Consider the following 25,554-nt stretch of genomic DNA (forward strand, 5'->3'; position numbering starts at 1 on the left):
AAAAATAACTTTTGAATCGGTTTCGGTTAGTTTTTAGTTTAGTCTTTATTACAGCGCTTATATACAGTTGCGCACAAATTGGTCGTCCTGAAGGTGGACCTATAGATGTAACTCCACCTGAATTTGTGTCTTCGAACCCACCTAATTTTTCTACTCACTATAATCAAGAAGAAATAAGAATCTTGTTTAATGAGTTTATAAAATTGGAAAATGCTTCTCAACAAATTATTTTTTCTCCACCTATACTGCCGAGACCTGAAATTACCCCTATGGGAGTTGCCTCTAAAGGGGTAAGAATAAAATTGCCCGTAGACTCCCTTCAAAATAACACGACTTATACTATTAATTTTGGTCAAAGTATTGTAGACAATAACGAAGGCAATATGCTACCATTTTTCAAATACGTGTTTTCAACCGGAGATTATATTGACTCTTTAAAACTTGAAGGTAGTGTAAATGACATGAATTACAGAGAAACACCGGGGTTTGTAAGTGTCATGCTTTTTGAAAAAGACAGTGCTTATACAGATTCTATTATTTTTAAAGATTTACCTACTTATGTCACGTTTTCAAAAGACTCTATAAACACCTTTAGCTTAGAAAATATGCGTGAAGGCACCTACAAATTAGTGGCTTTAGAAGATAAAAACAGTGATTATAAGTTTAATCCGGGTCGTGAAAAAATTGGATTTCTCGATAGTGTGGTGACATTGCCAACGACAAATAGTTATAATGTAAATTTATTCAATACTTATAAAGATTTCAAACCCATTCGACCAAAACAAGTCAGCAAACATCACCTGGTTTTTGGTTACGAAGGCGTATTAGATTCTACAGATTACAAGATTAAATTATTGACCGATATGCCTGATACACTTCAAACAAGAATTACAAAAAGCAGGGAAAGTGATACTTTAAACTATTGGATGAAACCTTATATTCAAAGGGATAGTTTGCTATTTGCTTTCAAACATAAAACGCAAGTTGATACGCTTGTCGTTAAGGCTAAAGAGATGGAAACCGACTCGCTTCAAATTGAAACCAAACCTAAAAATACCATTGAATTTGAAGAATTGGTTTATATCAAAGCCAATTTACCCATAGTAAAAATAGATACCAGCAGGATCAAACTACTGGACAACGACTCATTGCAAATGAAATATAAAGCACGACTCAATTCATTTCATAACCAAGTCGAAATTGAATTTGATAAAGTTGAAAATTCAAAGTATCAAATGACTATTTTGCCGGATGCGATCGTAGATTTTTATGGTCACACCAACGATACGATTAAAAAGAACTTTATGACGCAACCGCTTTCTGAGTATAGCATTTTAGATTTGACGCTTAACAATGTTAAACGTTATCCTGCCATAATAGAGTTGATAGATGATAAAGAAAAAGTAGAAAAGTCTGTTATATTAAACAATACGAATAAGCATACCTTTAAAAATGTAAGACCCGGTGAATATTACATTAAAGTCATTTATGACGATAACAATAATGGCAAGTGGGATAGTGGCGACTATCTCAAAAACATTCAACCCGAAGAAGTAGAATATAGCCCGGTTCTTTTAGAACTTAGAGCCAATTGGGATGTAGTCCAAACTATTAGTTTACCTTAAATTCATCTCTATCTCTTAAGAACCCAAATTTCTTTCGTGTTTGTGTGAGTTCTTGTTTAGACAAAGTTTTAGTTTCTACAAAAGCTACTTCAAATAAATCTGTTGTGATTTTACTCCCTAAGGCATCATAAATTGCTGAATGTCCACAATGCGGATAGCCATTGCCATCTTTTCCAATACGGTTTACGCCAATGGTATAACTCATGTTTTCGATAGCTCGAGCTTGTAAAAGTGTATCCCAAGCTTTAACACGCATTGCGGGCCAATTGGCTACAAAAATCAATATATCATAATCTTCTTGATTTCTGATCCAAGCTGGAAAACGCAAGTCATAACAAACCATGGGACAAATCTTCCAACCTTTATACTTAACTATGAGTTTGTCTTGTCCTGAAGAATAATATTGTTCTTCACCAGCTAATGTAAATAAATGTTTTTTATCATAGGTATGGTAACTCCCGTCGGGTTTAACAAAAAACAAGCGGTTAAAATATTGGTTTTGGTCTTTGATAATGGTACTCCCTGTGATAGCAGATTCTTTGGATTTAGCCTGTTTTTGTAACCAATCCAAAGTTTGGCCTTCTGGTGTATCAAATAGATTTTTAGCATTCATGCTAAAACCGGTGCTGAACATTTCGGGTAAAACGATTAAGTCGGTATCTAATTCTATAGCGTTGATCAGCTCATCAAAATGCTCAAAATTGGCAGTTTTGTCTTCCCATGTTAATTCGGTTTGTATGATGCTCACATTCAGGTTTTCGGTTGTCATGATAACTAATATTTTCTGGTTTTTAAAATAGTGATTGAGACTTGAATAATCCCAATCTTATATTATTGTCAGTTTGAATGGTACCAAAACTTTTTTCTGAATTGTATAGAGAACGATTTCTAAGAAAATATTCTCAATACATTTTTGCAATTCTCCATTTGTCAATATTCAAGAACACTACTACTGACACTTTTTATAATACACACGTTTTTAGATAATCAATATATTCATTCTTTTTTTTTGCATTGCCCAAAAAAGAATCAAAAAGTCTAGGCTTACAAATCTTTATCTAAATTTATAGTTCGATGCCTAAATGTTATAAACCCGCTTTCACATTTGTCGTTAAATAAAATTTTTTAATTTCCAAAGACTCGAACTGACTTACGTGCTTATTTATATTTGCAAAAGAAATAAAATTAACTCATTTTTTCAGGTTTCAAAAGTCCAGCACGTTTTAATAATGCTTCCGGATTAGGTTCCTGACCTCTAAAACGTTTATACAAAATCATCGGTTCTTCGGTGCCGCCTTTTTCTAAAATATGCGTTTTAAAAGCCTTTGCCGTTTCAGTATCAAAAACACCTTTATTTTTAAAGGCTTCAAAGGCATCGGCATCGAGAACTTCGGCCCATTTGTAAGAGTAATACCCTGCCGAATAACCGCCTTGAAAGATATGAGAAAATGCGGTGCTCATGCAGTTTTCTTTGACGTCTTCAACTAACCTTGTGGGCTCAAAAGCAGCGTTTTCAAAATCTTTTACAGACTTTATCTCATCCGGATTTGTGGTATGCCAAGCCATATCCAATAAGCCAAAACTGAGTTGTCTCAAGGTTTGCATGCCTTCGTTAAAATTGGCAGCGGCTTTAATTTGTGCGACGTATTGTGATGGAATGGGTTCTCCAGATTTATAATGTTTGGCAAATACATCTAAAGCTTCTTTTTCGTAACACCAATTTTCTAGCAATTGGCTGGGCAATTCTACAAAATCCCAATAGACTGATGGTCCGGATAAACTTCGGTATTGCGTATTAGCAAGCATGCCATGCAAAGCGTGACCAAACTCATGGAATAAAGTTGTGACTTCATTAAAGGTTAATAAAGACGGTTGAGTTTTAGTCGGTTTGCTAAAATTACAAACTATAGATACTTGCGGTCTCTCATTTTGAGTCTCAGTTTTGAACTGGTTTTTATACAACGTCATCCAAGCCCCATCGCGTTTGCCGGCACGTGGATGAAAATCGGCGAAGAAAATCGCTTTAAAGTTTTGATGCTCATCGTAAACTTCATAAGTTTTGACCTCATCGTGGTATTTATCAATAGTATCGACTTCTTTAAAATTTAAGCCGTAAAGCTTGTGGGCAATCAAGAAAACACCGTCAATCACTTGGTTTAATGGGAAATAAGGTTTTAGTAATTCGTCGTCTAAATTGAATTTCTGTTGTTTGAGTTTTTCAGCATAAAAAGCGACATCCCATTTTTGTAATTGGTCGATGCCGTCTTTGTTTTTTGCAAAAGTGGTTAACTCATCAAATTCTTTTTGTGCTGCAGGTTTGGCTTTTGTCAATAAATCGTCTAAAAAATCATTGACATTTTTTGGTGATTTAGCCATGCGTTCTCTGAGTGTATAATCGGCGTGAGATTTAAAACCCAGAAGTTGAGCCCGTTGATACCTTAATTTTACAATAGATTTTACGATTTCTTCATTGTTGTTATCGTTATTTTGAAAGCCGCGTTGACCAAAGGCCAAAGCCAATGTTTTCCGCAGTTTTCGGTTTTCACAATATTTCATAAACGGTATGTAACTCGGATATTGAAGGGTAAAAATATATCCTGTTTTACCTTGTTGTTTTGCTAAGCCTTCCGCTGCTTCAAGCACATTTTCAGGTAACCCTTTAAGTTCTGATTGGTGTTCAACATGCAATTGATAAGCATTGGTTTCTGCCAAAACGTGTTGACCAAATTGTAAACTCAATGTTGAAAGCTTGTTGTCAATTTCGCGTAATTTTGCCTGTTTATCTTTGCTGAGATTGGCACCATTTCTAACAAAACTTTTATAGTGTTTATCGAGAAGTGTTTGTTGCTCTGGATTTAAATTAAAACTGTCTTTTTGCTCATAAACTTGGTTAACGGCTTTAAAAAGTTGAGCATTGGTCATGATATCATTTTGAAAATCGCTCAGCCATGGTGAAACCTCTTGGGTAATTTGCTGAATCTCTTCGTTTGTTTCTGCAGAATTGAGGTTAAATAAAACTTGAGAAATCCGTTCTAAATCATAGCCAGCGTGGTCTAAAGCGGCTATGGTATTTTCAAAAGTGGGTTTCTTTTGTTGGGTAATATCATTAATTTCTTGATTCGCTTTTTCAATGGCGTCTTTAATCGCAGGTTTAAAGTGTTTAGTCTCTATTTCAGAAAATGGCGGGATTTCAAAAGCCTTTAATAACGGATTATTTTGAGTCATAAATAAGGTTTAATATTTGTAATTTTTGATGCCTTCTGTGGCTTGGATGATATTGTATTCTTTCCAGATTTCTGGGTTATATTTATCGATTTGCTCTTTAAAAACGTAGTCCTCAGTATTAAATTTGATTTTGTTTTGATCTATTTTATCTGCACTCATAAACAGATATTCTACTTCAGTAGTACTGTTGTTTTCGATGTGTAAGTTCAGTTTCAATTTGATACGGTTTCTTCTGTCGTCTGTATTCTCTTTGAACGTAATTTTGCGATCAAAATAAACATAGTTGTTCTTTTTGGCGCGATAATATTTAGGGTAATAGATTCCATTGTTTTTTCTTTGGTAAATGATTTGATATTCACTTTTATTGATTTCTTGTTTTATGCCTAATAAAAATTTCATATTCATGCCAGATTCCTTTTCGCCATCAATTAATTTGTAGTCTAAACGCATCAAACCAAAATCTTCAGCGTTGATAAAAAATTTACCTTTGTATATAGCTTTTCTGTGGTCGGGTACAAAACTGATTTGATAAACCACTTCATCATCAAAAACTTTAGTGTCTGTTAAAGTAAATTTATAATACTCTCTATCTTTTATCAATTGGGAGTTTGCAATGCTTTGTGTTAATTTTTTAATGGTATTGTTTTTAGCATATTGGTTTTGAAGGGTATCTTTTTTAAGGCTATCTTTAGCTTTAACAAATTCTTCTCGACTTAAACTATCATCAATGGGAAAAAGTACTGTTTTAACTTTAAAAGTTGAAGATGTGTCTAAAGCTGAAAGTAATTCTTTAAAAATATTTTTTTGTATGTTTTCTGTTGAGTTATCACGATTGACGTTGACAAGTTTAGTGGCTTTTTTGTAATCGACACCTGTTGAGTCTACATTGTAATAAGCTTTATAGAGGATATCTTCATAAGTGTTGGTTTTTTGATTTTTGATATTTGCAAAATATTTTTCAACCTTATCGTTAAATAGTTTTCTTTTTTTTCGTGAAAACTCTGAAGAGCGTTTTAGCTCAATTTCAAAAGCAAGCGGGTTGAGTTGTTGATGAATTCTTTTAAACACTTTAAATTGGGTAGGTTGTATATGATGCCTTTGGCCGATGCTATCAATAAAACGCTGAATAATTTCGTTTGCACTTAGTTTATTGGCAGAAATCACTACATCGCTAAGCATTTCTTTTTGCTCTTTTAAAAAAATAGTGTCTGAACTCCGAAGTTGATTTAACCCAAAAACGCTTTTTTTATATCCTAAGCTAGAAATAATTATGCTGTCTGTTTCAGATAAATTGCCAATTGTGATTTTGAATCCGCCTTCTTGATTGGTAATTACACCCGTTTCTTGGGTGGTGTAAACGCTGGCAAAAATAACTGGTGTGTTATTGTTTTCATCATATACAACACCTTCTATGGACTGTGCAAAAAACGTATAAGAGGTTAAGAGTCCAAAAACAAAAAAAAGATTTTTCATAGACATTTTTTTAAAAATATAATTAGTGAAAACACTCAGAAATTCTATTAACTTAATCTTAGTAAAATAAGTTTATTTTTATTTTAAAGGGTTTCAATAGTCAAACAACATCTATTAGATTTGGCTTAGTTGAAAAAAACATTTAAATTTATCACAAAATTTATATTATGAAATCAATTATCTACGTAGCAATTTTCGCTTTTATGAGTGCTGGGGTATACGCTCAAAGTTCTGATCAACAAAGTTTAGCCGAGTCTAGTAAAGAAACTGCAACTCAAATTAGTCAGGAGCTAAATCTTGATGATGAAAAAAGTCAATTCCTTTACAGGGCTATTTACTCTACCGAAATGGCACGTCAGAGAGCAGATGAGCAATTATCTGAAAATGCTGAAGAGCTAGAAGCAACACATCAAAAAATAGATACATCTTTTGAAAGTATTTTAAAAAGTAATTTCTCTGAAGCTGAAATTTCTAAAATTAAAAAATTGTACAAAAAAGAATAGTTCACTCTTTTGTGATTTAGATAAAAGGCCTGTTGAAAATCAACGGGCTTTTTTTATTGGTATTGACTTATAATCTGTTTAGCTTGGCCATAATAGGAGGACCCAAAAAGGTTGAGGTGAACTAAAATGTAATAAAGTTGCCAAAGTTTTGTTCGAGAATCCCAGTCTGATTCGAGTGGGAAGATATCGTTGTATATTTTGAAGATTTCTGGTGAATATCCACCAAATAGTTTCATCATGGCTAAATCCATTTCTCTCGGTGCAAACCCTATAGCCGGGTCAAAAATACAAGCTTGTGTTGGCGTAAACAGGTGATTGCCCGCCCATAAATCACCGTGAATGAGTGATGCACTTTCTTCTGGGATGATGGTTTCAAGATTTTTATAGAAATTATCTAGACCTTCAAATTCAAATCCATTTTGGTGAGCCAATTTAAATTGAGGTTCTAATCTTAAATCGATGTGAAACTCTAAAGCGGTAGCTTTTTGGGGTAAATTATATTGTGCTAGACGACCTATATAATTATTAAATTCTAAGCCAAAGTGATCGGACTTGTTTTGATGAAGTTTGGCTAAGGCCACCGCAAAACTTTCAGCCGGATTACGAGGCTGGTCGCTGTCGATAAACTCTAAAATGAGATATGTATATTTCTCAAAATCTCCATGAGCAATGACCTCTGGAATGACAAAGCTATTTGTCTCAGCGAGCATCTCAAGAGATTTAGCTTCTAATTCAAACATTTTAGGAAAACGCTTGGCTTGATTAATTTTAATAACATAAGCCTCTTGTGAGGTAGTTATTTTATAGGTATCATTAATATCGCCTCCACTAAGCGGACTGATATTTTGATCACTTATAGCATTTGACTGACATATTGCTTTTATATGTTCCATCAGGATTTTGATTTTCGAAGATAAGTTTCGTAATCAAAGGCATACTTGTGTTTTATGTCTTTAGGATGGTGTTTTTTTTGAGCCAATTCCCATTTATTAAAATCAATTTCAGGAAAATATGTATCAGCTTCAAAATTGCCATGTACACGCGTCAGTTCAATTTCATCAACAAAAGGCATAAACTGTTTGTATATTTCGCCACCGCCTATGACGTAAACTTTGTCTTGTTGTTTAACTTTGTCTAAGGCTTCATCAATACTTTTGACGACAATACAATTATGGTCAGGGTAGTTTTGTTGACGGGTGATGACCACGTGAATTCTATGAGGTAAAGGCTTTGGAAAAGACTCAAAAGTTTTTCTGCCCATAATAATATGATGGTGACTCGTTAAAGCCTTAAAGCGTTTGAAATCATCTGGCAAATGCCAAAGCAATTTATTGTCTTTCCCTAATTCATGATGCTGTCCTATCGCGGCAATAGTAATTAATTTCAAGTGTTTTTTGGTTTTTGAGATTCGTTATGAGACTGGCTTTTGTCTTGTTGGTTTTGATTTTGGTTATCTTCTTCTAGAGGATATTTTTTATCGACCTTTTTTTGAAGTTTTTTAAGTTTTACGAGTTGTTTTTCTACCAATTTATACATGTATTCTTCTTCCCAAGCTCTACCCATTAATTTTTCTACAAAAAATACATTAATAGCATGTGCAATGATAAAAAATGCCCAAATCAATATCGCAGAAACAAACCAATTCCAACCTAGAGGTCTAAAATCAATTTGGTATTCTAAGACGAGATTGATAAATATTAAGACAACAGCTCCAGCGATAAAAAACACAAAGTGATGCACTAGACGCTTTTTTTGTTTTATTCGCCGATTGGCATTTTTAAATAGTTCTTTTTGATCGATGTCAATATCTTTAGATGATGCCATAATATGTTGTATTTTAGTCTTTCAAATTTAAGCTAATTGCTGATGAATACCAAGGTTATTTTTCCTCAAACTCAAAATTTGACCTATCTTAACACTGCAGCTTGCGGATTACTTTCTAAAAATGTCTTACACCAAAAGCAAGAAGATATTAAAGCATTTTATCGTCAAGGCAAAGCTTTTTTAGAAGATGAAGATGAAATTGTCTCCAGAACCAAAGCTAAAGTTGCCAATATTTTTAATGTAGATCAAAATAAAGTTGCCATTACGCCAAATTTTTCTCTAGCTTTTAATATTGTATTAGATACTTTAAATAAATCTGCCTCTTTTTTGTTTTTAGAAGAAGATTACCCTTCTGTACGCTTGCCAATTAAAACGCGAGGTTTTCCATCTAAAACTATTCACATCACGCAAAACGTTGAAGATGATATTCATAAACACATCGCAAACTACAAGCCTGATTTTTTGGCTTTAAGCCAAACACAATATCTTAATGGAGTTCATTTACAGACAAAATTTTTTCAAAATTTAAAAAACGACTTTCCCAATCTCAAAATACTCGTTGACGGTACTCAATACTTGGGCGTTGAAGACTTTGATTTTAAAAATTCTGGAATAGATTTAATGATTGCTAGCGGCTATAAATGGCTAAATGCCGGGCTTGGCAATTGTATTGTTATGCTCTCTGAAGATTTATACAAAGCCTTAAAACCCCAGCAAATAGGCGCTAACAGTTTGATGGATAAATCTCAAGAAGCATCAAAACCCATGGGTTTTCTAGAGCCCGGACATTATGACTTGATCGCCATAAAGTCTTTGGAGACAGCATTGGACTTGCATTACCATACAGTTGGAATATTAAATATACAAAACCACCTAAAACACCTTTCTCAAATAGCATTTGAAGCCTTTAACAGTCATAAGCTATTAGATGAAGTGGTTGTCAAAAGGCCTCAACATTCAACGATTTTTAATCTCAATATCAGCCAAGATAGATTTCAAGATTTTGAAAATGCAAATATTAAACTCTCTATAAGAGGTCATGGCTTACGGGTTAGCTTCCACTACCATAATAGCAAAGCAGATATAGATCGCATTTTAACACTTGTGTCAACCTGAATTAAGAGACTATAACCTTAATTTTCAGCACTTTTATTAATTTCTTATACAATCCTTGTTGTAAAACGTTTTCGTGTTTTCATATATTTAATATATTTTGATATATGGTACATTTTACATAAAAATAACATTGATTTTACATTATATATTTAATTATTCAAGATGAATATTAAATTTGCCTCAAAAAAAATATCATGGCTATTAAGAAACAATTTTTGAAAACCAAGCCTGTTTGTAAAGTCACATTTACGATTGAGGCTAAAGATGCTGAAAAAGCTTTTGTCTGTGGGAATTTCAATAACTGGAATCAAACTGAACACGAGCTTAAAAAGTTGAAAAATGGCAATTTTAAAACCACAATTGATTTAGAAAAAGACAATACTTTTGAATTTAAATACATCATTGATAATAACTGGGCAAATGAAGAACAAGCTGACAGTTATAAATGGAATGGTTTAGGTTCAGAAAATAGTGTTCTTGAGGTGTAATCTCAGCCCCTGTATAGTAATAGTTTAGTTTTTAATTCAAAAATACCCGAACGTTTTATTTCCTTCGGGTATTTTTGAATACTGTATTAATGATTAAACAATCATACCTGCGGCTACAGTTTCTTTTGTAGCGTCATCTATCAAAATAATACTACCGGTTTGTCGATTTTTCCGATAAGCATCTGTCATCAAACGGTGGGTTGTTCTGATTTTTACACGTGCAATATCATTCATATTGAGGCTTTTATCTTCCTCATCTCTTTCAAACGTGTTGATATTCATTTTATATACCACATCTTTGATCATTGCTTTTTTCTCATTACTGGTATGCATAATGGTGTATTTTGTCCTTGGTCTAGCAGAGTCTCTATTTAGCCAGCACAACATCACATCAAACTCTTGTAAAGTTTCGGGTTGATTATTTTTTCTTACAATCATATCACCACGACTAATATCAATATCATCCTCTAAGGTCATCGAAACCGACATCGGTGCAAAAGCCTCTTCAACCTCTTTTTCTCCGGCATTGATACTTTTCACAGTTGAGGTAAAACCTGAAGGTAGCACGGCAACTTCATCACCAACTCTAAATATGCCACTTTGTAACCGACCGGCATAACCACGATAATCTATAAAACCATCGCGCTGAGGTCTAATTACCGTTTGCACGGCTAGTCTACTGTCAATTTTATTGACATCACTGCTGATGTGAAGGGTTTCAAGCACATTTAATAATGGAGAGTCTTTATACCAAGCCATATTCTCAGAGCGGTTTACGACGTTGTCCCCATTTAATGCACTAATAGGAATATAGCGTACATCTTTGATGTATAATTTTGATGCAAATTCTTCGAACTGCTGTACGATTTCGTTAAAGCGTTCTTCGTTGTAATCGACCAAATCCATTTTGTTAACGCATACCACAATATGTGGGATTTGTAACAACGAAGCAATGTAAGCATGTCTCTTTGTTTGTTCAATCACCCCGTTTCGAGCATCAATTAGGATGATTGCAGCGTTGGCTGTAGAGGCTCCTGTGACCATGTTTCGCGTATATTCGACGTGGCCTGGTGTATCTGCAATAATAAATTTACGCTTTGGTGTTGTAAAGTAGCGATAGGCGACATCAATGGTAATGCCTTGTTCTCTTTCGTCTTTTAAACCATCAGTAAATAAGGCTAAGTCTACACCGTCTATCCCTTTTTGTTTACTGGTATTTTCTACAGCAGCGATTTGGTCTTCAAAAATTGACTTCGAATCGTAGAGTAATCGCCCGATTAAAGTACTTTTACCATCATCTACACTACCAGCAGTTGTAAATCTTAAGAGTTGATTATGTTGAATATCCATAGTTTGTATTTTTGTCTAGAGTGTTTGTTTAAAAATAGCCTTCTTTTTTACGGTCTTCCATAGCGGTTTCAGAACGTTTATCATCGGTTCTATTGCCGCGTTCAGTTTGTCTCATAGTGGAGACTTCTTGAACTATTTTTTCTAAAGTATCGGCATCAGATTCTATACCACCGGTAATAGTAATGTCACCTAAGGTTCTAAACCTTACCTTTTTGGTCACTATCTCTTCGTGATCTTCAAGTTTCAAAAATTTGGAATTTGGTATCCAGGAGTCATTTCTCCAAACCACTTCTCTTTCATGAGCAATGTAAAGTGAAGGAATTGAAATATTTTCTCTTAAGATATAGTTCCACACGTCCATCTCTGTCCAGTTACTGATTGGGAAAGCTCTAAAGTGTTCGCCTTCAAAATGTTTACCGTTTAGTAGGTTCCACAATTCCGGTCTTTGATTTTTAGGGTCCCATTGTCCGAAATCGTCACGATGAGAAAAGAAGCGCTCTTTGGCTCGAGCTTTTTCTTCATCACGTCTTCCACCACCAATGGCACAATCTATCTTGTGTTCTTCAATGGCATCGAGTAAGGTGGTAATTTGAAGCGCATTTCGCGTTGCATTTTTTCCTTTTTCTTCCATCACACGGCCTTTATCAATTGACTCTTGAACAGAGCCTACTAGTAAATTAACACCAAGTTTCTTTACCAAGTTATCACGGAAATTGATGGTTTCAGGAAAATTATGACCCGTATCAACATGTAAAAGTGAAAAAGGTATCTTAGCCGGGTGAAATGCCTTTTTGGCTAAATGCGTAACCAATATCGAGTCTTTCCCGCCTGAAAACATAATAACAGGATTTTGGAATTGAGCCCAGACTTCTCTTAAGATAAAAATAGCTTCAGACTCCAATTCATCAAGATAGTTGAGATAATATTTATTCATAGTTTTTGGATTTCAAGTGTGATTTGATGCATTCAGTCACCGCTTTAGCAGATTGTCCAACATTTTTGTGTTCAGTTTTGATGATAAGATCAGGGTGTTCAGGGTTTTCATAAGGCGCCGAAATACCTGTAAAATTTTTAATCTCACCTTTTCTAGCTTTAGCGTAAAGGCCTTTAACATCTCGTTTTTCGCAAATTTCTAGTGGCGTATCCACAAATATTTCGATGAAATCATCTTCACCAATAATGTCTTTAACCAACTTACGGTCTGCTTTTGTAGGTGATACGAAAGCTGCTATACAAATTTGTCCTGCGTCTACAAAAAGTTTGGCAACCTCGGCGATTCGTCTTAAATTTTCAGCGCGGTCTTCAGCTGTAAATCCCAAGCCTCTATTGATCCCTTGGCGGATATTATCACCATCTAAAGTGTAGGTTTTATAGCCTGAATGAAATAAGTCTTGTTCTACCGCATTTGCAATAGTTGATTTACCAGAACCTGATAGACCAGTAAACCACAAAACCATGCCCGGTTGTTTCAATTGTTTTTCTCGATCTTTTCTCGTAATATGGTAATTGTGAAAAACAGTATTGTTCATACGCTTAGCTTTTAGTTACCAAAAAATAGTTGTTCAGTAAGTTTTCTCTGTTGTAAAGCATGGGTTTTTGAGTCTTTTGATCTATAACTTGAAGACCAACAGCTTCGCAAATGGCTTGGCCTGCTGCAGTATCCCATTCCATTGTAGGGGCAAAACGCGGATACACATCAGCTAGTCCTTCAGCCACCAGACAAAATTTTAATGAGCTCCCTTTTGAAACAATTTCAACCGGTTTGTCTTGTTTGGTTTTTAACTTATCGATAAATTGTTGGGTGTCTTCGTTCATATGCGAGCGACTTCCAACAACTCTCATTTTTTCAGAACCCTTAGGGTTTAATACCTGAGCATCGTTAAAATTCTCATCAAAATTTTTTTGCTCTTCCCATATTAACTTATAAGATTTGTTTTCTTCAACTAAACCTACAAATAACTCATTTGTCACCGGAACATATATCACACCAAACACAGGTTTTTGATTGTTCACTAAAGCAATATTGACTGTAAATTCACCATTGCGTTTTACAAATTCTTTAGTTCCATCCAGTGGATCAATGATCCAGCATTGTGTCCAAGTCTTTCGTTCATCAAAAGGCTTATTTTTATTTTCCTCACTAATCATTGGAATATTTAGTGGTTTTAAAATATCTACAATTGCTTCATTGGCCTTTTGATCAGCTAAAGTTAAAGGTGAGTCATCGCCCTTATATTCAACTTCAAAATCGGTATTATAAATACTAAGAATTTCATTGCCCCCAGCTATAGCGGCTAAAATGGCTTGTTTATACGCTTCTTTCATAACCTGTTAATGAACTGCAAACATACAATATTTTTTATTTCCTACTAATTTGGTAGAGTTTATTTAAAAGTTAAGTTTGTTGATTTATTAATAAATTACATTTCTACAATAGTTTCACATCTTAATTTTAACTATCTTAGTGATCAAATTTAACAATTATGACTTCAATTATAAGCTACATTTTGATAGTAGTAGGCATATTCTTGCTATTCAAAACCTTTTTTATTGTCAAACAACAAACTTCAGGGATAGTAGAGCGTTTAGGAAAATTTCAAAGTGTTAGGAGTTCTGGATTTCAATTAAAAATACCGATTATCGATACCGTTGTTGGGCGGATCAACCTAAAGGTTCAACAATTGGATGTTTTGGTTGAAACGAAAACCAAAGATGATGTATTTGTAAAACTTAAAGTTTCTGTACAATACATGGTCATGAAAGACAGTGTATACGATGCGTTCTACAAACTAGAGAGTCCTCGTGCACAAATCACATCATACGTCTTTGATGTGGTTAGAGCTGAAGTCCCCAAAATGAAATTGGATGAAGTCTTTGAACGCAAAGATGATATTGCTATTGCCGTGAAAGGTGAGCTCAATGAAGCAATGCTAGATTACGGTTATGATATCATTAAAACATTAGTAACCGATATAGATCCTGATGAACAGGTAAAGGAAGCTATGAACCGCATCAACGCCTCAGAACGTGAAAAGGTCGCCGCCGAATTTGAAGCTGAAGCCGAACGTATCAAAATTGTCGCCAAGGCTCGCGCTGAAGCAGAAAGTAAACGCCTTCAGGGTCAAGGTATTGCAGATCAAAGGCGTGAAATTGCTCGTGGTCTTGAAGAAAGTGTTGATGTGTTAAATAATGTCGGCATCAATTCTCAAGAGGCTTCTGCCTTAATTGTTGTAACTCAACATTACGACACACTGCAGTCTATTGGCGAAGAAACTGATACCAATTTAATTTTACTGCCAAATTCACCACAAGCGGGTAGCGATATGCTCAATAATATGATTGCTTCGTTTACCGCATCAAGTCAAATCGGTGAGCAAATGAAACAAAAAAACAAAGAAAAAGGTTTAGGCGATTCGACTAAAAAGAACAAATAGCCATTTCAAAGTTATGTTTGTCAGCTTCAAGGTTTGGATTTTAATTTTTATGAATGATTTATAGAAATTTGTATAAAAATAAAATTTGAATCTTATGAAAGCTTTAAAATCAACATTTCGTCTCTTATTTTTAATCTCAATTTTACTTTGGTCATGCCAGTCTCAGGCACAGCGCCCAAATTTAAAAGATGCCTCTGCTGAAGACATTGCCAAAATGCAAACCGGATATCAAAGCAAACAACTAGATTTAACAGATGAGCAAACCCAAGAGCTCCAATCCATCAATATAAAATATGCCAATGAGCTGGTGAAGTTTCGAGAAAAAGATCCGGCTGAACGTTCATTTGAAGATTTAAAAGTTTTAAGCCAAAAACAAAACCAAGAGGTGAAAGCTATTTTGTCTGATGAGCAATTTAAGCGGTATTTAAAGTTAAAACAAAAAACCCGTGAGCGCCTCAGAGAAAGACGTCAAAAGCGAATGGAAAAAGGGCAAAATAATCAGCAAAAAGAACTTAAAAACCGAAACTTATAATTTACCACCTTCTAGATTAAAGTGGAGTTTAAAAGAAAAATTAATTAAACTTATCTCAATTACGAAATTGATTATAATATCAATTTAAACCACTCTAATTGGAGTGGTTTTTTTGATTATCAAATTGTTTTTAAAAAAGCATCATTTTTCCGAGCATAGATTTGACAATTCCTAATATTAAAACGATACTGACAATTGTCAGCGTTTAAGTTTGAAATTTACCTTAATTTTAAATCAAATTTTTAAGCCATGACAGACTTAGATATTGCGAATGCCGCTCAACCCCTGCATATTAATGACATTGCCGAAAAACTTCATATTAAAACCGAAGACCTTGAGCATTACGGCAAATACAAAGCCAAGCTTCCGCTAAGTCTGATCGACGATAAAAAAGCACAAAAAAGTAAATTGATTTTAGTCAGTGCCATTTCACCAACGCCGGCAGGTGAAGGCAAAACCACGATTTCGATTGGCTTAAACGAAGGATTCAGAAAACTCAATAAATCGAGTATTGTCGTTTTACGCGAACCTTCATTAGGACCGGTTTTTGGATTAAAAGGTGGCGCGACAGGTGGTGGAAAATCGCAAGTTTTACCTATGGAGGATATCAATCTGTATTTTACAGGCGATTTTTCTGCTATTGAAAAGGCAAACAATTTACTTGCCGCCATGATTGATAATAATATACAAAGCAAGACAAATAACCTCAACATCGATGCCCGAACAGTCAAATGGAAACGGGTTTTAGATGTCAACGACAGAGCGCTACGCCAAATTATAGTTGGTCTTGGTGGCACCACAATGAGTGTACCACGGGAAACCGGTTTTGACATTACAGCAGCTTCAGAAATTATGGCCATACTGTGCTTAACAGATAATTTGTCTGATCTCAAAGCAAGGCTTGGTCGAATTTTTATCGGTTTTACCCATGACAAAACACCAATTTACGCCAAAGATCTGAAAGCCAACGGCGCCATGGCAGCCTTGCTTAAGGACGCCGTTAAACCAAATTTAGTTCAAACTATTGAGGGCAACCCCGCTATCATTCATGGCGGACCATTTGCCAATATTGCTCAAGGCACCAATTCGGTTATTGCTACTAAAATGGGGATGAGCCTTGCAGATTATACCATCACCGAAGCCGGTTTTGGATTTGATTTGGGTGGAGAAAAGTTTTTAAATATCAAGTGCCAAAGCGCTGGCTTAAAACCCGAAGTTATTGTGCTAACTGCTACAATAAGAGCTCTAAAATACCACGGTGGCAAAAGTCTCGAAGAACTCAATATACCGGATACAGATGCTGTCAAAAAAGGATTACCAAATTTAGAAAAGCACATAGAAAATGCTCAAAAGTTTAATATAAAACCGATTATTGCTATCAATCAATTTACAGCAGATACTGATGAGGAAATTCAAGTTATCAGAGATTTTGCTCAACAATCTGGTATAAAAGTAGCCATAGCAAATGTTTGGGCTAAGGGTGGAAATGGGGCTTTAGAATTAGCCCAAGATGTTATTGAGACTTTAGAAACAACCTCCAAAGATGATTTTTCGGCCTTATATAAATGGGAACAACCCATTGAAGATAAAATTGAAACTATCGCTAAAACTATTTATGGCGCGTCTGCTGTAGAATATACCGCTAAGGCCAAAGTAGATCTGAAACGTATTCAAAAGCTTGGCTTAAATCATCTTCCGATATGCATGGCAAAAACCCAAAAGTCATTATCTGATGATGCTGCTCTTCGCGGTAAACCTGAAAACTTTTCACTTTCCATAAGAGAAATTGAAATCGCTTCTGGAGCTGGTTTTATTATTCCTATCTCTGGAAATATGATGCGCATGCCGGGACTCTCAGCCCATCCGGCTGCCGAGCAAATAGATATTGATGATAAAGGACATATAACCGGTTTATTTTAAGGACAATATTCCTGAAAAACTATTTTCTAAAATTTGCCAATGTGTATGTGCTGATGCATAAGGTTTATCAACGCATATTACGTAAGAAGATAAATTCTTAATTGGCATCTACTTTTAAATCTATTTTTCTCTAGAAAAAAGATAATAATATAATTTTAAATCTTACAACATATTTATTTGATATTAGTTAATTATGTCATAAGTATATCATCTTTTCAAAAATCTTATCAATATTATTCTTTTTTTTGATAAAAAATATTTTTATGAAAAAACTTTTATTTGTATTTATGGCATTGATCATTTCTATTTTTGCTAATGCTCAGACTGAGACATATTTTATAGATTGGAGTTTTGGGTCAAACCCAAGCGCAACTGGAGACGCTAATTCAAATCGAACTATTGAAGTTGGAGATACCGTTACCTGGCTCTGGTATGCCAATGGCACTCATAATGTCGTAAGTAAAGCAGATGCTACAGAAAGCTTTAGCAGTCCGCTTCAAGGTTCTGGTTCTACGTTTTCACATACTTTTACACAGATAGGTGTCAATGATTACATATGCCAGCCTCATGCCGGGAGTATGTTTGGGACTATAACTGTCGTAGCTGATGGGTCATTAAATACCCAAGATTTCAGTCTTCTTGAAAATTTAAAAATATTTCCAAACCCTGCAAGAGATAAATTTAATTTAGAGTTTGGTATAAATAATTTTGAATCTTTAAACGTAAATATCTACAATCTGATTGGGCAGAAGGTAAAACAATTTAATAAGGTTCAAAACAATGATATGACATTCGATATATCAAATTTAGACGCTGGTTTATATCTTCTTAAAATTTATAAAGGTAATAATTCCATCACCAAAAGGCTAATCATTGATTAGTAACATCTTAAATTTAAAAATATATAGTTGATAATTATCCTGGCGACCAAGATCAAAATGATTAACGGCTGTTTTTTTCAAAAACCATACAATGTTGCCAGGGCAGATTATTTATATTTTGGACTAATCGAAAACCAGCTGATTCAAATTCTTTGACCGCTTGTTTTTCAGTCATTTTATGAATGGGTTTAATTGGTATTTTAGGATCTTCTTTCCGGTATTCTATGAGATAAATTTTACCGTCTTTTTTTAAAGCCGATTTAATAGACAACAGCATTTCATAAGGAAAATTGAATTCGTGATACACATCTACCATCAACACTTTATCAATTGTATTTTTGGGTAGGTTAGTTGTTTTCTCTTTGCCTTGTAAGACTTTGACGTTATTGATGTTTTTCTTCTCTTTTTGACGTTCAATTTCGGCCAGCATTTCCGGTTGAATATCAACGGCATAAATCTGACCCTGATAGGCCAATGGCGCCATTTTAAACACATGATAGCCTGAGCCTGCACCAATATCAGCAATGTTGTCTGCTGGTTGAATATCCATATTTTTGATGAGCAAGGATACATTTTCTTCCTCTTCCCGTTCCGGTCGGTTCAGCCAAGCCATGCCCTGATAGCCCATGACATGGGCGATTTCCCGTCCCATATACCATTTGCCAATGCCATTTGGATTGCCTTTTTTATAAGTGTATAATTCAGAATCTTGATTGGAAGTTGTTTTTTCCTGTTGTCCTTTACAACTATTGAAGGACAAACAGAAGATGAACAGCATTAAAACGGGTAGATTTGCAGGAATAATGTTGATAAATTTTATAGAATTTAATCGTTTTTTCAAGTGTTTTGTCATTTTTGAGAGGTTAAATTATATTTAATTAATTTAATAAAAAATTGTAGCATTTTTAAAACTTTTCAAGTAATTGCTTGTCGGCCATTTATAGGTAAATTTAAAAAACCTCACAAGTCTCAAAGGGCTGTGAGGTTTAGACTTAGTAAAATTTTAAGTTTATATACTTAATTTAAAATATCTTAAAACACTCTTGACTTACTTTTTAGCATTCACATATGCCATCAAATCTACATCATTACCTAATAATACATCTTTCGGATTGATGCGGTCTTTGAGGCTGTCATTTTCTAAATTCAACACACCACGAGGACAGACTGCAGAACAAATGCCACAACCTACGCAAGAGGAACGCACAATATTTTCGCCTTTTTGAGCATAAGCACGCACATCAATGCCCATTTCGCAGTAAGTGGAACAATTGCCGCAAGAAATACATTGTCCACCATTGGTTGTGATTCTAAATTTTGAAAATAAGCGCTGCTGAAATCCTAAAATTGCGGCCATAGGACAACCAAATCGACACCACACCCGATTGCCGAAAATAGGGTAAAAGCCTGTACCAATCACGCCTGAGAAAATACTCCCAATTAAAAATCCGTAGGTGCTTCTCAAATCTTCAGTATCCAGTAGAAATAATCCCATATTCGGGTAGGCATGTAAGCCCAATACGACGAAAATGAGTAGTATGTATCCTATGGCACCGATTTTTACATCTTTTTTAAACTGATGTCTTTTAAAAATCATCACCCAACCAAAAATTAAGGTCAACAAAATAGCAACACTCCATAAAAACGTATCGCCCTGCAACCAATATAGATCGGTTTTGAGATAAGAATATACCACTGAGGTAGTCATTACTACAACGAAAACCAATACACTGTGAATAGCCCAACGTTCTACACGCCAAGCAAATAAAGATTTATCACTCAATTGCCTAAAACAGTCGCCGGAAGTTTCGGCCAGACCGCCACAACCACAAACCCATGAACAATACCAACGCTTGCCATAGAAATAGGTTAAAATCGGTGTGATGATAAAAATGGATGCCACACCAAATATCAAAAAAGCCAGGCCTATGTCTCCTGAACTAATCATTGCATCAACGCGATATTGCTCAAAATTGTAATAGTTTAAAGGCCAAATATTTTTTAAATCGTAATAAGGTAAGTTTAATTTATCACCATTTAAACGTGCCATAAATTCTGGAATCAAAAAGGCAAAAGAAGTTTGGAAAAACATCACAGAAATGGTTCTGATTTGCTGGTATCTGCTGTGGCGGTATTTCCAAATAAATTTAATCCCAAAGGCTAAAATCACCAGCGTATAAAGCGTGCCATACACAAACCATTGGCTCGCGGGATTACCGCTTAAAGCTTTGCTCAGCGGGTCAAATAAAGCAATGATACCCGTGTTATCGCCATTTTTTACTAAACCTAAAAATTCAGGATAAAAATAGAGTAAAATATAAAACCCGGTTAAGCCAATGCCTGTGAGATAAGCCCAAAGGCCACGTGATGAAATAGACTTAAAAAATACGCCATCATTTTTGATGCCGGCTGTTTCTCCCGAGTAGCTTGCTTTTGCATACCAAATGATGCCTCCGGCTATTAAGATCAATGAGCCGGTCAACCACATGACTTGGGGTTGAAGTTGTACATTGAATATTGAAATAGCAAGAATCAGTAAGCCTGCCATTCCAACGACTGCGGCTGTTTTTTGTCCGCCATTTAAAGATTCTGCAGAGCGTCCTGTAACGGACATGTTTTGATCTAAACTCATAATTTTATTTTAATATCTAATCAGACCTCACAGGTCTCACCTGTCCGCCTGTGGAGGAAAAACCTGTGAGGTCTCATTTGTATCTACACTTCAACAAATTGCTTTTGATAAGCATGATATACATCCTTTTCATAACGCTTAAAAAACTCAGGGTCAAAGTTGGCTTGTTTTAGATGTGTAACCACATAATCGATATCGCGTTCTTCCGACAACCATTTGTCAAAAACCTCATGTCGCATACGAATGCCGAAAGTATTAATTCCCAGAAATTTTCGACTATCTTTATGATAAGATAAAGTCACGCAAATCTTCTTTTCAGGATGACGCCAGTGGAAATGTTTTTCGTATGCTTCGCAATGGCGTTTGGGGAAAACCCATCCATAGGTTTGGTATTCAATATCTAGAAATTTAGCTGAATTAAACCAGTGGCTGGGATTGTAAGCGGTTTTTCTTCCGCAAAGGGTTTGGGCAACAACTTCTCCCATCATTCTTCCTGTATACCAAACAGCTTCTACAGGCGGTCGGTTTCCAACAGGTTCTTGTTGTTCGGCACAATCGCCTATGGCATAAACATTTTCAATATTGGTTTCTAAATATTTATTCACTTTAACTCCTTTTCCAGTTTCAATATTACTGCCTTTTAAAAAGTCGATATTGGGTGAAACGCCAGCGGTTAATCCCACATAATCACATTCAATGTCTTCTCCGGTTTCTTTAACGGTTACGGATTTAGCTTTGCCGTTTTCATCGGCGTTAATGCACTTTAAATTCACACCAAGCCGCAAATCAATATGATGTTCTAAAATATGTTCGTTGATCATTTGCGACTCGGCATCAGGCAAAACGCCATTCCAAAAGCTTTTTTCACGGACTAACATCGTGACTGGAATGTCTCTTGAACGCAACATTTCGGCTAATTCAATGCCGATCAAACCACCACCAACAATTACACCTCTTTTGCATTGCTTCGGATTAGGAGCATAATATTCTATGGTTTCGAGATCTTGTTTAGAATACATGCCACTCACGCCATCGAGGTCTTGTCCCGGCCAGCCAAATTTGTTGGGTTTTGAGCCACAAGCAATGACCAATTTATCATAATCTAAGGTTGATTTATCGGCAAATAAAAGCTGTTTATTGTCAGTATCTACAGTTTTCACATAGCCTTGTTTGAGGTTAATTCGGTTTTTATCCCAAAACCAATCTTCGTAGGGTTTAATATGAGACCATTTCATATGACCCATATAGACATACATCAATGCCGTTCGAGAAAAAAAATGCTTAGTTTCGGCAGAAATGATAGTAATCTTATCATCAGAATTTTTTCTAATGTGTCTGGCCGCGGTAACACCAGCAATTCCATTTCCAATGATAGCGATATGTTGCATAAAAACATGTTTATAAAATTAAAGTCGAATATATTACTTTAACCTTAAAGCATTTTTAAATATTTCACATTTTAAATCTAATTAAATATTCATAATTATTTTATTTTCATCTTTTTAGTTGTTCAATTTAAATCCATTAAAAATAAAAATTAATGCCTAAAATTTTCTTATGCATTTGCTTTATATTGCTTCTAGTGTGTAGCAACTGCAAACCGCAAAACTATAACAGCTCAAAGATAAATGGTTTGAGTTTTGTGGCCTCAAATGATACGATACGGCAAAACCATATTAAACCTATATCCGAACTTCATGCGAATTGGGTATCCATTATGCCATTTGGTTTTATGGAAAGCTTAGACGATAAAATTTTGCATTATAATCATCCCAAACAATGGTATGGTGAGCGTATTGAAGGCGTTAAGCAAAACATTGAAATCATGCACAACAATAACATAAAAGTCATGCTAAAACCACAAATATGGATTGGTGGTGGCGATTTTACAGGGTATATTTCAATGAAAACCGAAAGTGACTGGAAAGCTTTTGAGAAAAATTATTCTGATATGATTATGTTGTATGCTAAAGTAGCTGAAGAAACACAATCTGAAATGTTTTGTATAGGCACAGAATTAAACACCTTTGTCTCGCAACGGCCAAAGTTTTGGTCAACTTTAATTTCTGCAGTAAAAACCATATATTCAGGTCGGCTGACGTATGCTGAAAATTGGGATAAAATTGACAATGTACCGTTTTGGTCTGATTTAGATTATATTGGTGTGGATGCCTATTTTCCCATTTCTGAAGAAAAAACCCCAAATTTAGATTCAGTGAAAACAGCATGGCAACCCATTTCGGAAAACCTGAAGATTTTAAGTGAAAAGCATAGCAAACCCATTTTATTTACAGAATTTGGTTACCGCAGTATAGATTATGCCGGCAAACAGCCTTGGGATTCTAACCGAGTAGACGGTCAAACCAATGAAGTCGCACAAGACATTTTATTAAGAGGACTGTTGGAAAGTGTTTGGAATAAACCTTGGTTTGCCGGTGGGTTTCTTTGGAAATGGTTTCACAATCACAATCGAGTTACGGAAAGACACGCCAATCGCTTTAGTGTTCAACACAAAAAAGCTGAACAAAGTCTTAAAAAATATTATGCTGAATTTGAATAAATGAATACACTATTTTCAAATAGGAATTTAACCATTGTAAATTTTGCAATTGTATTTTACTTTATTCTTATTTGGTTAATAAATATTTATCAAATTGATTTTGTTTTGGTTGGCGTTTTTAGGGAACTCTTTACGATACCGTTTCTTCTGGCACAAATTGTATTTTTAGTTATTGGCATAATCTATCTCATGAAAAACAAAAAGAGTTTATTATTAATGCTTAGTGTTATAGCATTAGCTATTTGTTCAATTATTACTATTGGTAGTTTCTTTTAAAAATAATTTTTTAAACTTTGTATAAAGAAACACTTCAGATGAAAGCCATAAATACACTTAAATCCCGCATCAAAACCTTAAAAGCCATCTTATATACAGTCATGTTTTTTTGGTTGGTCATTCTGATATATACCACCTACGATTTTATCACTAATGAGATAAATCCTTATTTGGTCTTGGCGTTGATTTTACTCGTCACTTCAATGACTATTATTCGCCAAATTAAAGTGGTTCAAGAAAAAAAATTGGCTGAAATGGAAAACGAACACAATTAAACACTTACCGCTTTATTGAGGTAACGCCTAAAGGGCAGCATTTCTAAATACACTTTTTTGATTTTATTTTTAAAGTCTTTGTTTAAAACATCACTTTGTGTCAAGTCATATGTGACTGCGAAACTTTTATAGCGCAGCAAATCAATGTGTTCATGATCTTGAGTATAGCCTTTAGGTGAAGTTTTCAACATATCATCATCCATCATTTCACCAAACGTGTTTTTAAAAGATGGTTTATTTAAAATAGCTTTCAAAACCTCACCATTATAATCAATGGCTTCTCTTATGCTTTTTAGCGTAGGTGATTTGGGTGTATAAAATCCGCCACCCAAAAAACTTTCATTGATACCGATATGAATATAAAAATCGCTTGTATTAGGTCGTTTATCTAATCCTGCACCAAAATGATCTTTGTAAACGGGTTTGTTAGGATGATAAAGTAAGTTATTGTTAATCCGATTAAGTATTTTCTTCTTAGGTGTAGGATAATAATCTGAATCTATCTCAGAGAGCTCAACATCAAGCTGCATCAACCATTTTAAATAGTCATCTCGAATGTTGTGGTAGCGCACACGATGGGCATCCATCCAGTCTTTATGATTATTCTTTTGAAGCTCTTCTAAAAATTCAAACAAGTGATTAAAATTCATGAATTGAGTTTAACTTGGTTGAGTTGTGCTTTGAGTTCTTCCATGGAGGCTTCGAGTTTTTTTAGCATACTGTTCTCTGAATGTTCGTTGACGCTAAATGTCAATTTACTAGAAACTTCCCACAACTCTTGAATATCTTTAGTTTCTATTACATAAGGTGGATAAATGTCGTTGGTTGAAATGAGTTTTAATGTTTTGCCATCGGTTTGTTTTTCAATTTTTTTGAGTAAAACTGAGTCGTATAAGACGATAATGTAAACTTTATTGTTGGTAGCTAAACTCAAATTTTCAACGGCTTTGGCCAAAACCCAATCATCTGGTCTAAAATCTGGTAACATACTATCACCTTCGACTTGAAACCCGCGATAAGTCGCATGTCGATATTCGGGAAGCGGCATATCAAAAGCAGGCAGTTTTTGATACCACTCCGTATCTTGCACGTTATGAGGGTAACCTGCTGCGGCTTTTTGATTGACCATTGAAATATTGTCTTGACCATCAGGATTTACTGTGACGACCTTTGGCATTGTATCAGCTTTATAGAGGTCGATTTCTTTTTGACGGCTTTCACCGTACAACCAAAGTGGATTGACATTGAAGTTTTTGAGCAACTCCATAACCACTTGGCCAGATAATTTTGTTCGACCACGCTCAATATCTGCGGTTGAATTTTTAATTCCTAAAGCTTCTGCAAATTCAGCTTGGGTGAGGTTTTGCTCATGTCTAATCTGTTTAAATCGCTGTATTTCAAGAGGTAGCTTGTTTTGCATAATTAAGTATTAAGGAAATA

General features: G+C 34.9%; 25 protein-coding genes. 10 read left to right on the plus strand and 15 right to left on the minus strand.

The genetic code is table 11. From position 1 onward, the window contains the following. Positions 1 to 11: 11 nt before the first annotated feature. Complete coding sequence (locus FCN74_RS00980; RefSeq protein WP_138930731.1) at positions 12 to 1,625, plus strand: Ig-like domain-containing protein; 1,614 nt, start codon at positions 12 to 14, stop codon at positions 1,623 to 1,625. Here the strand turns inward: FCN74_RS00980 and FCN74_RS00985 are convergent. The 3 genes from FCN74_RS00985 to FCN74_RS00995 form a co-directional block, all read right to left on the minus strand. Further along, complete coding sequence (locus tag FCN74_RS00985) at positions 1,612 to 2,394, minus strand: amidohydrolase (protein ID WP_138930732.1); 783 nt, start codon at positions 2,392 to 2,394, stop codon at positions 1,612 to 1,614. The two genes, FCN74_RS00980 and FCN74_RS00985, sit on opposite strands and share 14 nt — an antisense overlap. A 416-nt stretch (positions 2,395 to 2,810) precedes the next feature. Next, a complete protein-coding gene (locus tag FCN74_RS00990) occupies positions 2,811 to 4,850 on the minus strand; it encodes a M3 family metallopeptidase (RefSeq protein WP_138930733.1) in 2,040 nt (679 codons plus the stop codon). A gap of 9 nt (positions 4,851 to 4,859) precedes the next feature. Next, positions 4,860 to 6,323, minus strand: a complete 1,464-nt coding sequence (locus FCN74_RS00995; protein WP_171047079.1) for a carboxypeptidase-like regulatory domain-containing protein — start codon at positions 6,321 to 6,323, stop codon at positions 4,860 to 4,862. 167 nt (positions 6,324 to 6,490) lie between these two features. On the opposite strand from FCN74_RS00995, the gene FCN74_RS01000 reads away from it, so the two are divergent. Further along, complete coding sequence (locus FCN74_RS01000) at positions 6,491 to 6,826, plus strand: hypothetical protein (RefSeq protein WP_138930735.1); 336 nt, start codon at positions 6,491 to 6,493, stop codon at positions 6,824 to 6,826. A 53-nt stretch (positions 6,827 to 6,879) separates the two neighbouring features. On the opposite strand, the gene FCN74_RS01005 is transcribed toward FCN74_RS01000, so the two are convergent. From FCN74_RS01005 to FCN74_RS01015, 3 genes are read right to left on the minus strand one after another with little or no spacing between them, the layout of a single operon-like run. Further along, positions 6,880 to 7,719, minus strand: a complete 840-nt coding sequence (locus FCN74_RS01005; protein WP_138930736.1) for a fructosamine kinase family protein — start codon at positions 7,717 to 7,719, stop codon at positions 6,880 to 6,882. Beyond that, entirely contained in the window at positions 7,719 to 8,213 is a 495-nt protein-coding gene (locus FCN74_RS01010; RefSeq protein ID WP_138930737.1) for a dihydrofolate reductase, read from the minus strand. Before FCN74_RS01010 ends, FCN74_RS01005 begins: the two co-directional genes overlap by 1 nt. Next, entirely contained in the window at positions 8,210 to 8,650 is a 441-nt protein-coding gene (locus tag FCN74_RS01015; RefSeq protein ID WP_138930738.1) for a 2TM domain-containing protein, read from the minus strand. The genes FCN74_RS01010 and FCN74_RS01015 overlap by 4 nt, the downstream gene beginning before the upstream one ends. Positions 8,651 to 8,692: 42 nt before the next feature. Here FCN74_RS01015 and FCN74_RS01020 point away from each other — a divergent pair, with 42 nt between their 5' ends. Continuing rightward, positions 8,693 to 9,766: an aminotransferase class V-fold PLP-dependent enzyme gene (locus tag FCN74_RS01020; protein WP_138930739.1), complete on the plus strand. Its 1,074-nt coding sequence runs from the start codon at positions 8,693 to 8,695 to the stop codon at positions 9,764 to 9,766. Positions 9,767 to 9,960: 194 nt separating this feature from the next. Continuing rightward, positions 9,961 to 10,254: an isoamylase early set domain-containing protein gene (locus tag FCN74_RS01025; RefSeq protein ID WP_138930740.1), complete on the plus strand. Its 294-nt coding sequence runs from the start codon at positions 9,961 to 9,963 to the stop codon at positions 10,252 to 10,254. Positions 10,255 to 10,347: 93 nt separating this feature from the next. Here the strand turns inward: FCN74_RS01025 and FCN74_RS01030 are convergent, their stop codons facing one another. The 4 genes from FCN74_RS01030 to cysQ are packed head-to-tail and all read right to left on the minus strand — an operon-like array spanning position 10,348 to position 13,929. Further along, positions 10,348 to 11,604 carry a sulfate adenylyltransferase subunit 1 gene (locus tag FCN74_RS01030; protein WP_138930741.1) on the minus strand — a complete coding sequence of 419 codons (1,257 nt, stop codon included), beginning with the start codon at positions 11,602 to 11,604 and terminating at the stop codon, positions 10,348 to 10,350. A gap of 28 nt (positions 11,605 to 11,632) precedes the next feature. Continuing rightward, positions 11,633 to 12,538, minus strand: a complete 906-nt coding sequence (gene cysD / locus FCN74_RS01035) for a sulfate adenylyltransferase subunit CysD (protein WP_138930742.1) — start codon at positions 12,536 to 12,538, stop codon at positions 11,633 to 11,635. After that, complete coding sequence (cysC, locus tag FCN74_RS01040; protein WP_138930743.1) at positions 12,531 to 13,133, minus strand: adenylyl-sulfate kinase; 603 nt, start codon at positions 13,131 to 13,133, stop codon at positions 12,531 to 12,533. The genes cysD and cysC overlap by 8 nt, the downstream gene beginning before the upstream one ends. Positions 13,134 to 13,137: 4 nt before the next feature. After that, positions 13,138 to 13,929: a 3'(2'),5'-bisphosphate nucleotidase CysQ gene (gene cysQ, locus FCN74_RS01045; RefSeq protein ID WP_138930744.1), complete on the minus strand. Its 792-nt coding sequence runs from the start codon at positions 13,927 to 13,929 to the stop codon at positions 13,138 to 13,140. Positions 13,930 to 14,087: 158 nt separating this feature from the next. On the opposite strand from cysQ, the gene FCN74_RS01050 reads away from it, so the two are divergent. The 4 genes from FCN74_RS01050 (at position 14,088) to FCN74_RS01065 (ending at position 18,371) form a co-directional block, all read left to right on the plus strand. Then, complete coding sequence (locus FCN74_RS01050; RefSeq protein ID WP_138930745.1) at positions 14,088 to 15,038, plus strand: SPFH domain-containing protein; 951 nt, start codon at positions 14,088 to 14,090, stop codon at positions 15,036 to 15,038. Positions 15,039 to 15,132: 94 nt separating this feature from the next. Continuing rightward, positions 15,133 to 15,570: a hypothetical protein gene (locus tag FCN74_RS01055; RefSeq protein WP_138930746.1), complete on the plus strand. Its 438-nt coding sequence runs from the start codon at positions 15,133 to 15,135 to the stop codon at positions 15,568 to 15,570. A 249-nt stretch (positions 15,571 to 15,819) separates the two neighbouring features. Beyond that, entirely contained in the window at positions 15,820 to 17,490 is a 1,671-nt protein-coding gene (locus tag FCN74_RS01060; protein ID WP_138930747.1) for a formate--tetrahydrofolate ligase, read from the plus strand. 263 nt (positions 17,491 to 17,753) lie between these two features. Further along, positions 17,754 to 18,371, plus strand: coding sequence for a T9SS type A sorting domain-containing protein (locus FCN74_RS01065; protein WP_138930748.1), 618 nt, complete (start codon positions 17,754 to 17,756; stop codon positions 18,369 to 18,371). Positions 18,372 to 18,432: 61 nt separating this feature from the next. Here FCN74_RS01065 and FCN74_RS01070 read toward each other — a convergent pair whose 3' ends face one another. From FCN74_RS01070 to FCN74_RS01080, 3 genes are all read right to left on the minus strand, one after another. Beyond that, positions 18,433 to 19,224 carry a class I SAM-dependent methyltransferase gene (locus FCN74_RS01070; RefSeq protein ID WP_246062523.1) on the minus strand — a complete coding sequence of 264 codons (792 nt, stop codon included), beginning with the start codon at positions 19,222 to 19,224 and terminating at the stop codon, positions 18,433 to 18,435. A 195-nt stretch (positions 19,225 to 19,419) separates the two neighbouring features. Further along, on the minus strand, positions 19,420 to 21,003 hold the full coding sequence (locus FCN74_RS01075; RefSeq protein WP_138930749.1) for a 4Fe-4S binding protein: 1,584 nt from the start codon (positions 21,001 to 21,003) through the stop codon (positions 19,420 to 19,422). Positions 21,004 to 21,086: 83 nt separating this feature from the next. Continuing rightward, positions 21,087 to 22,391 carry an NAD(P)/FAD-dependent oxidoreductase gene (locus tag FCN74_RS01080; protein ID WP_138930750.1) on the minus strand — a complete coding sequence of 435 codons (1,305 nt, stop codon included), beginning with the start codon at positions 22,389 to 22,391 and terminating at the stop codon, positions 21,087 to 21,089. A 152-nt stretch (positions 22,392 to 22,543) separates the two neighbouring features. On the opposite strand from FCN74_RS01080, the gene FCN74_RS01085 reads away from it, so the two are divergent. Both FCN74_RS01085 and FCN74_RS01090 read left to right on the plus strand, forming a co-directional pair. Continuing rightward, positions 22,544 to 23,563, plus strand: coding sequence for a glycoside hydrolase family 113 (locus FCN74_RS01085; protein ID WP_246062524.1), 1,020 nt, complete (start codon positions 22,544 to 22,546; stop codon positions 23,561 to 23,563). A gap of 293 nt (positions 23,564 to 23,856) precedes the next feature. After that, on the plus strand, positions 23,857 to 24,114 hold the full coding sequence (locus FCN74_RS01090; RefSeq protein ID WP_138930751.1) for a hypothetical protein: 258 nt from the start codon (positions 23,857 to 23,859) through the stop codon (positions 24,112 to 24,114). On the opposite strand, the gene FCN74_RS01095 is transcribed toward FCN74_RS01090, so the two are convergent. After that, positions 24,111 to 24,764: a DUF2461 domain-containing protein gene (locus tag FCN74_RS01095; protein WP_138930752.1), complete on the minus strand. Its 654-nt coding sequence runs from the start codon at positions 24,762 to 24,764 to the stop codon at positions 24,111 to 24,113. The two genes, FCN74_RS01090 and FCN74_RS01095, sit on opposite strands and share 4 nt — an antisense overlap. Continuing rightward, positions 24,761 to 25,534: a LexA family transcriptional regulator gene (locus FCN74_RS01100; protein ID WP_138930753.1), complete on the minus strand. Its 774-nt coding sequence runs from the start codon at positions 25,532 to 25,534 to the stop codon at positions 24,761 to 24,763. The genes FCN74_RS01095 and FCN74_RS01100 overlap by 4 nt, the downstream gene beginning before the upstream one ends. Positions 25,535 to 25,554 lie beyond the last annotated feature (20 nt).

Origin of the sequence: Mesohalobacter halotolerans (genome assembly GCF_006120725.1) — a bacterium.
Classification (GTDB): Bacteria; Bacteroidota; Bacteroidia; order Flavobacteriales; family Flavobacteriaceae; genus Psychroflexus; species Psychroflexus halotolerans.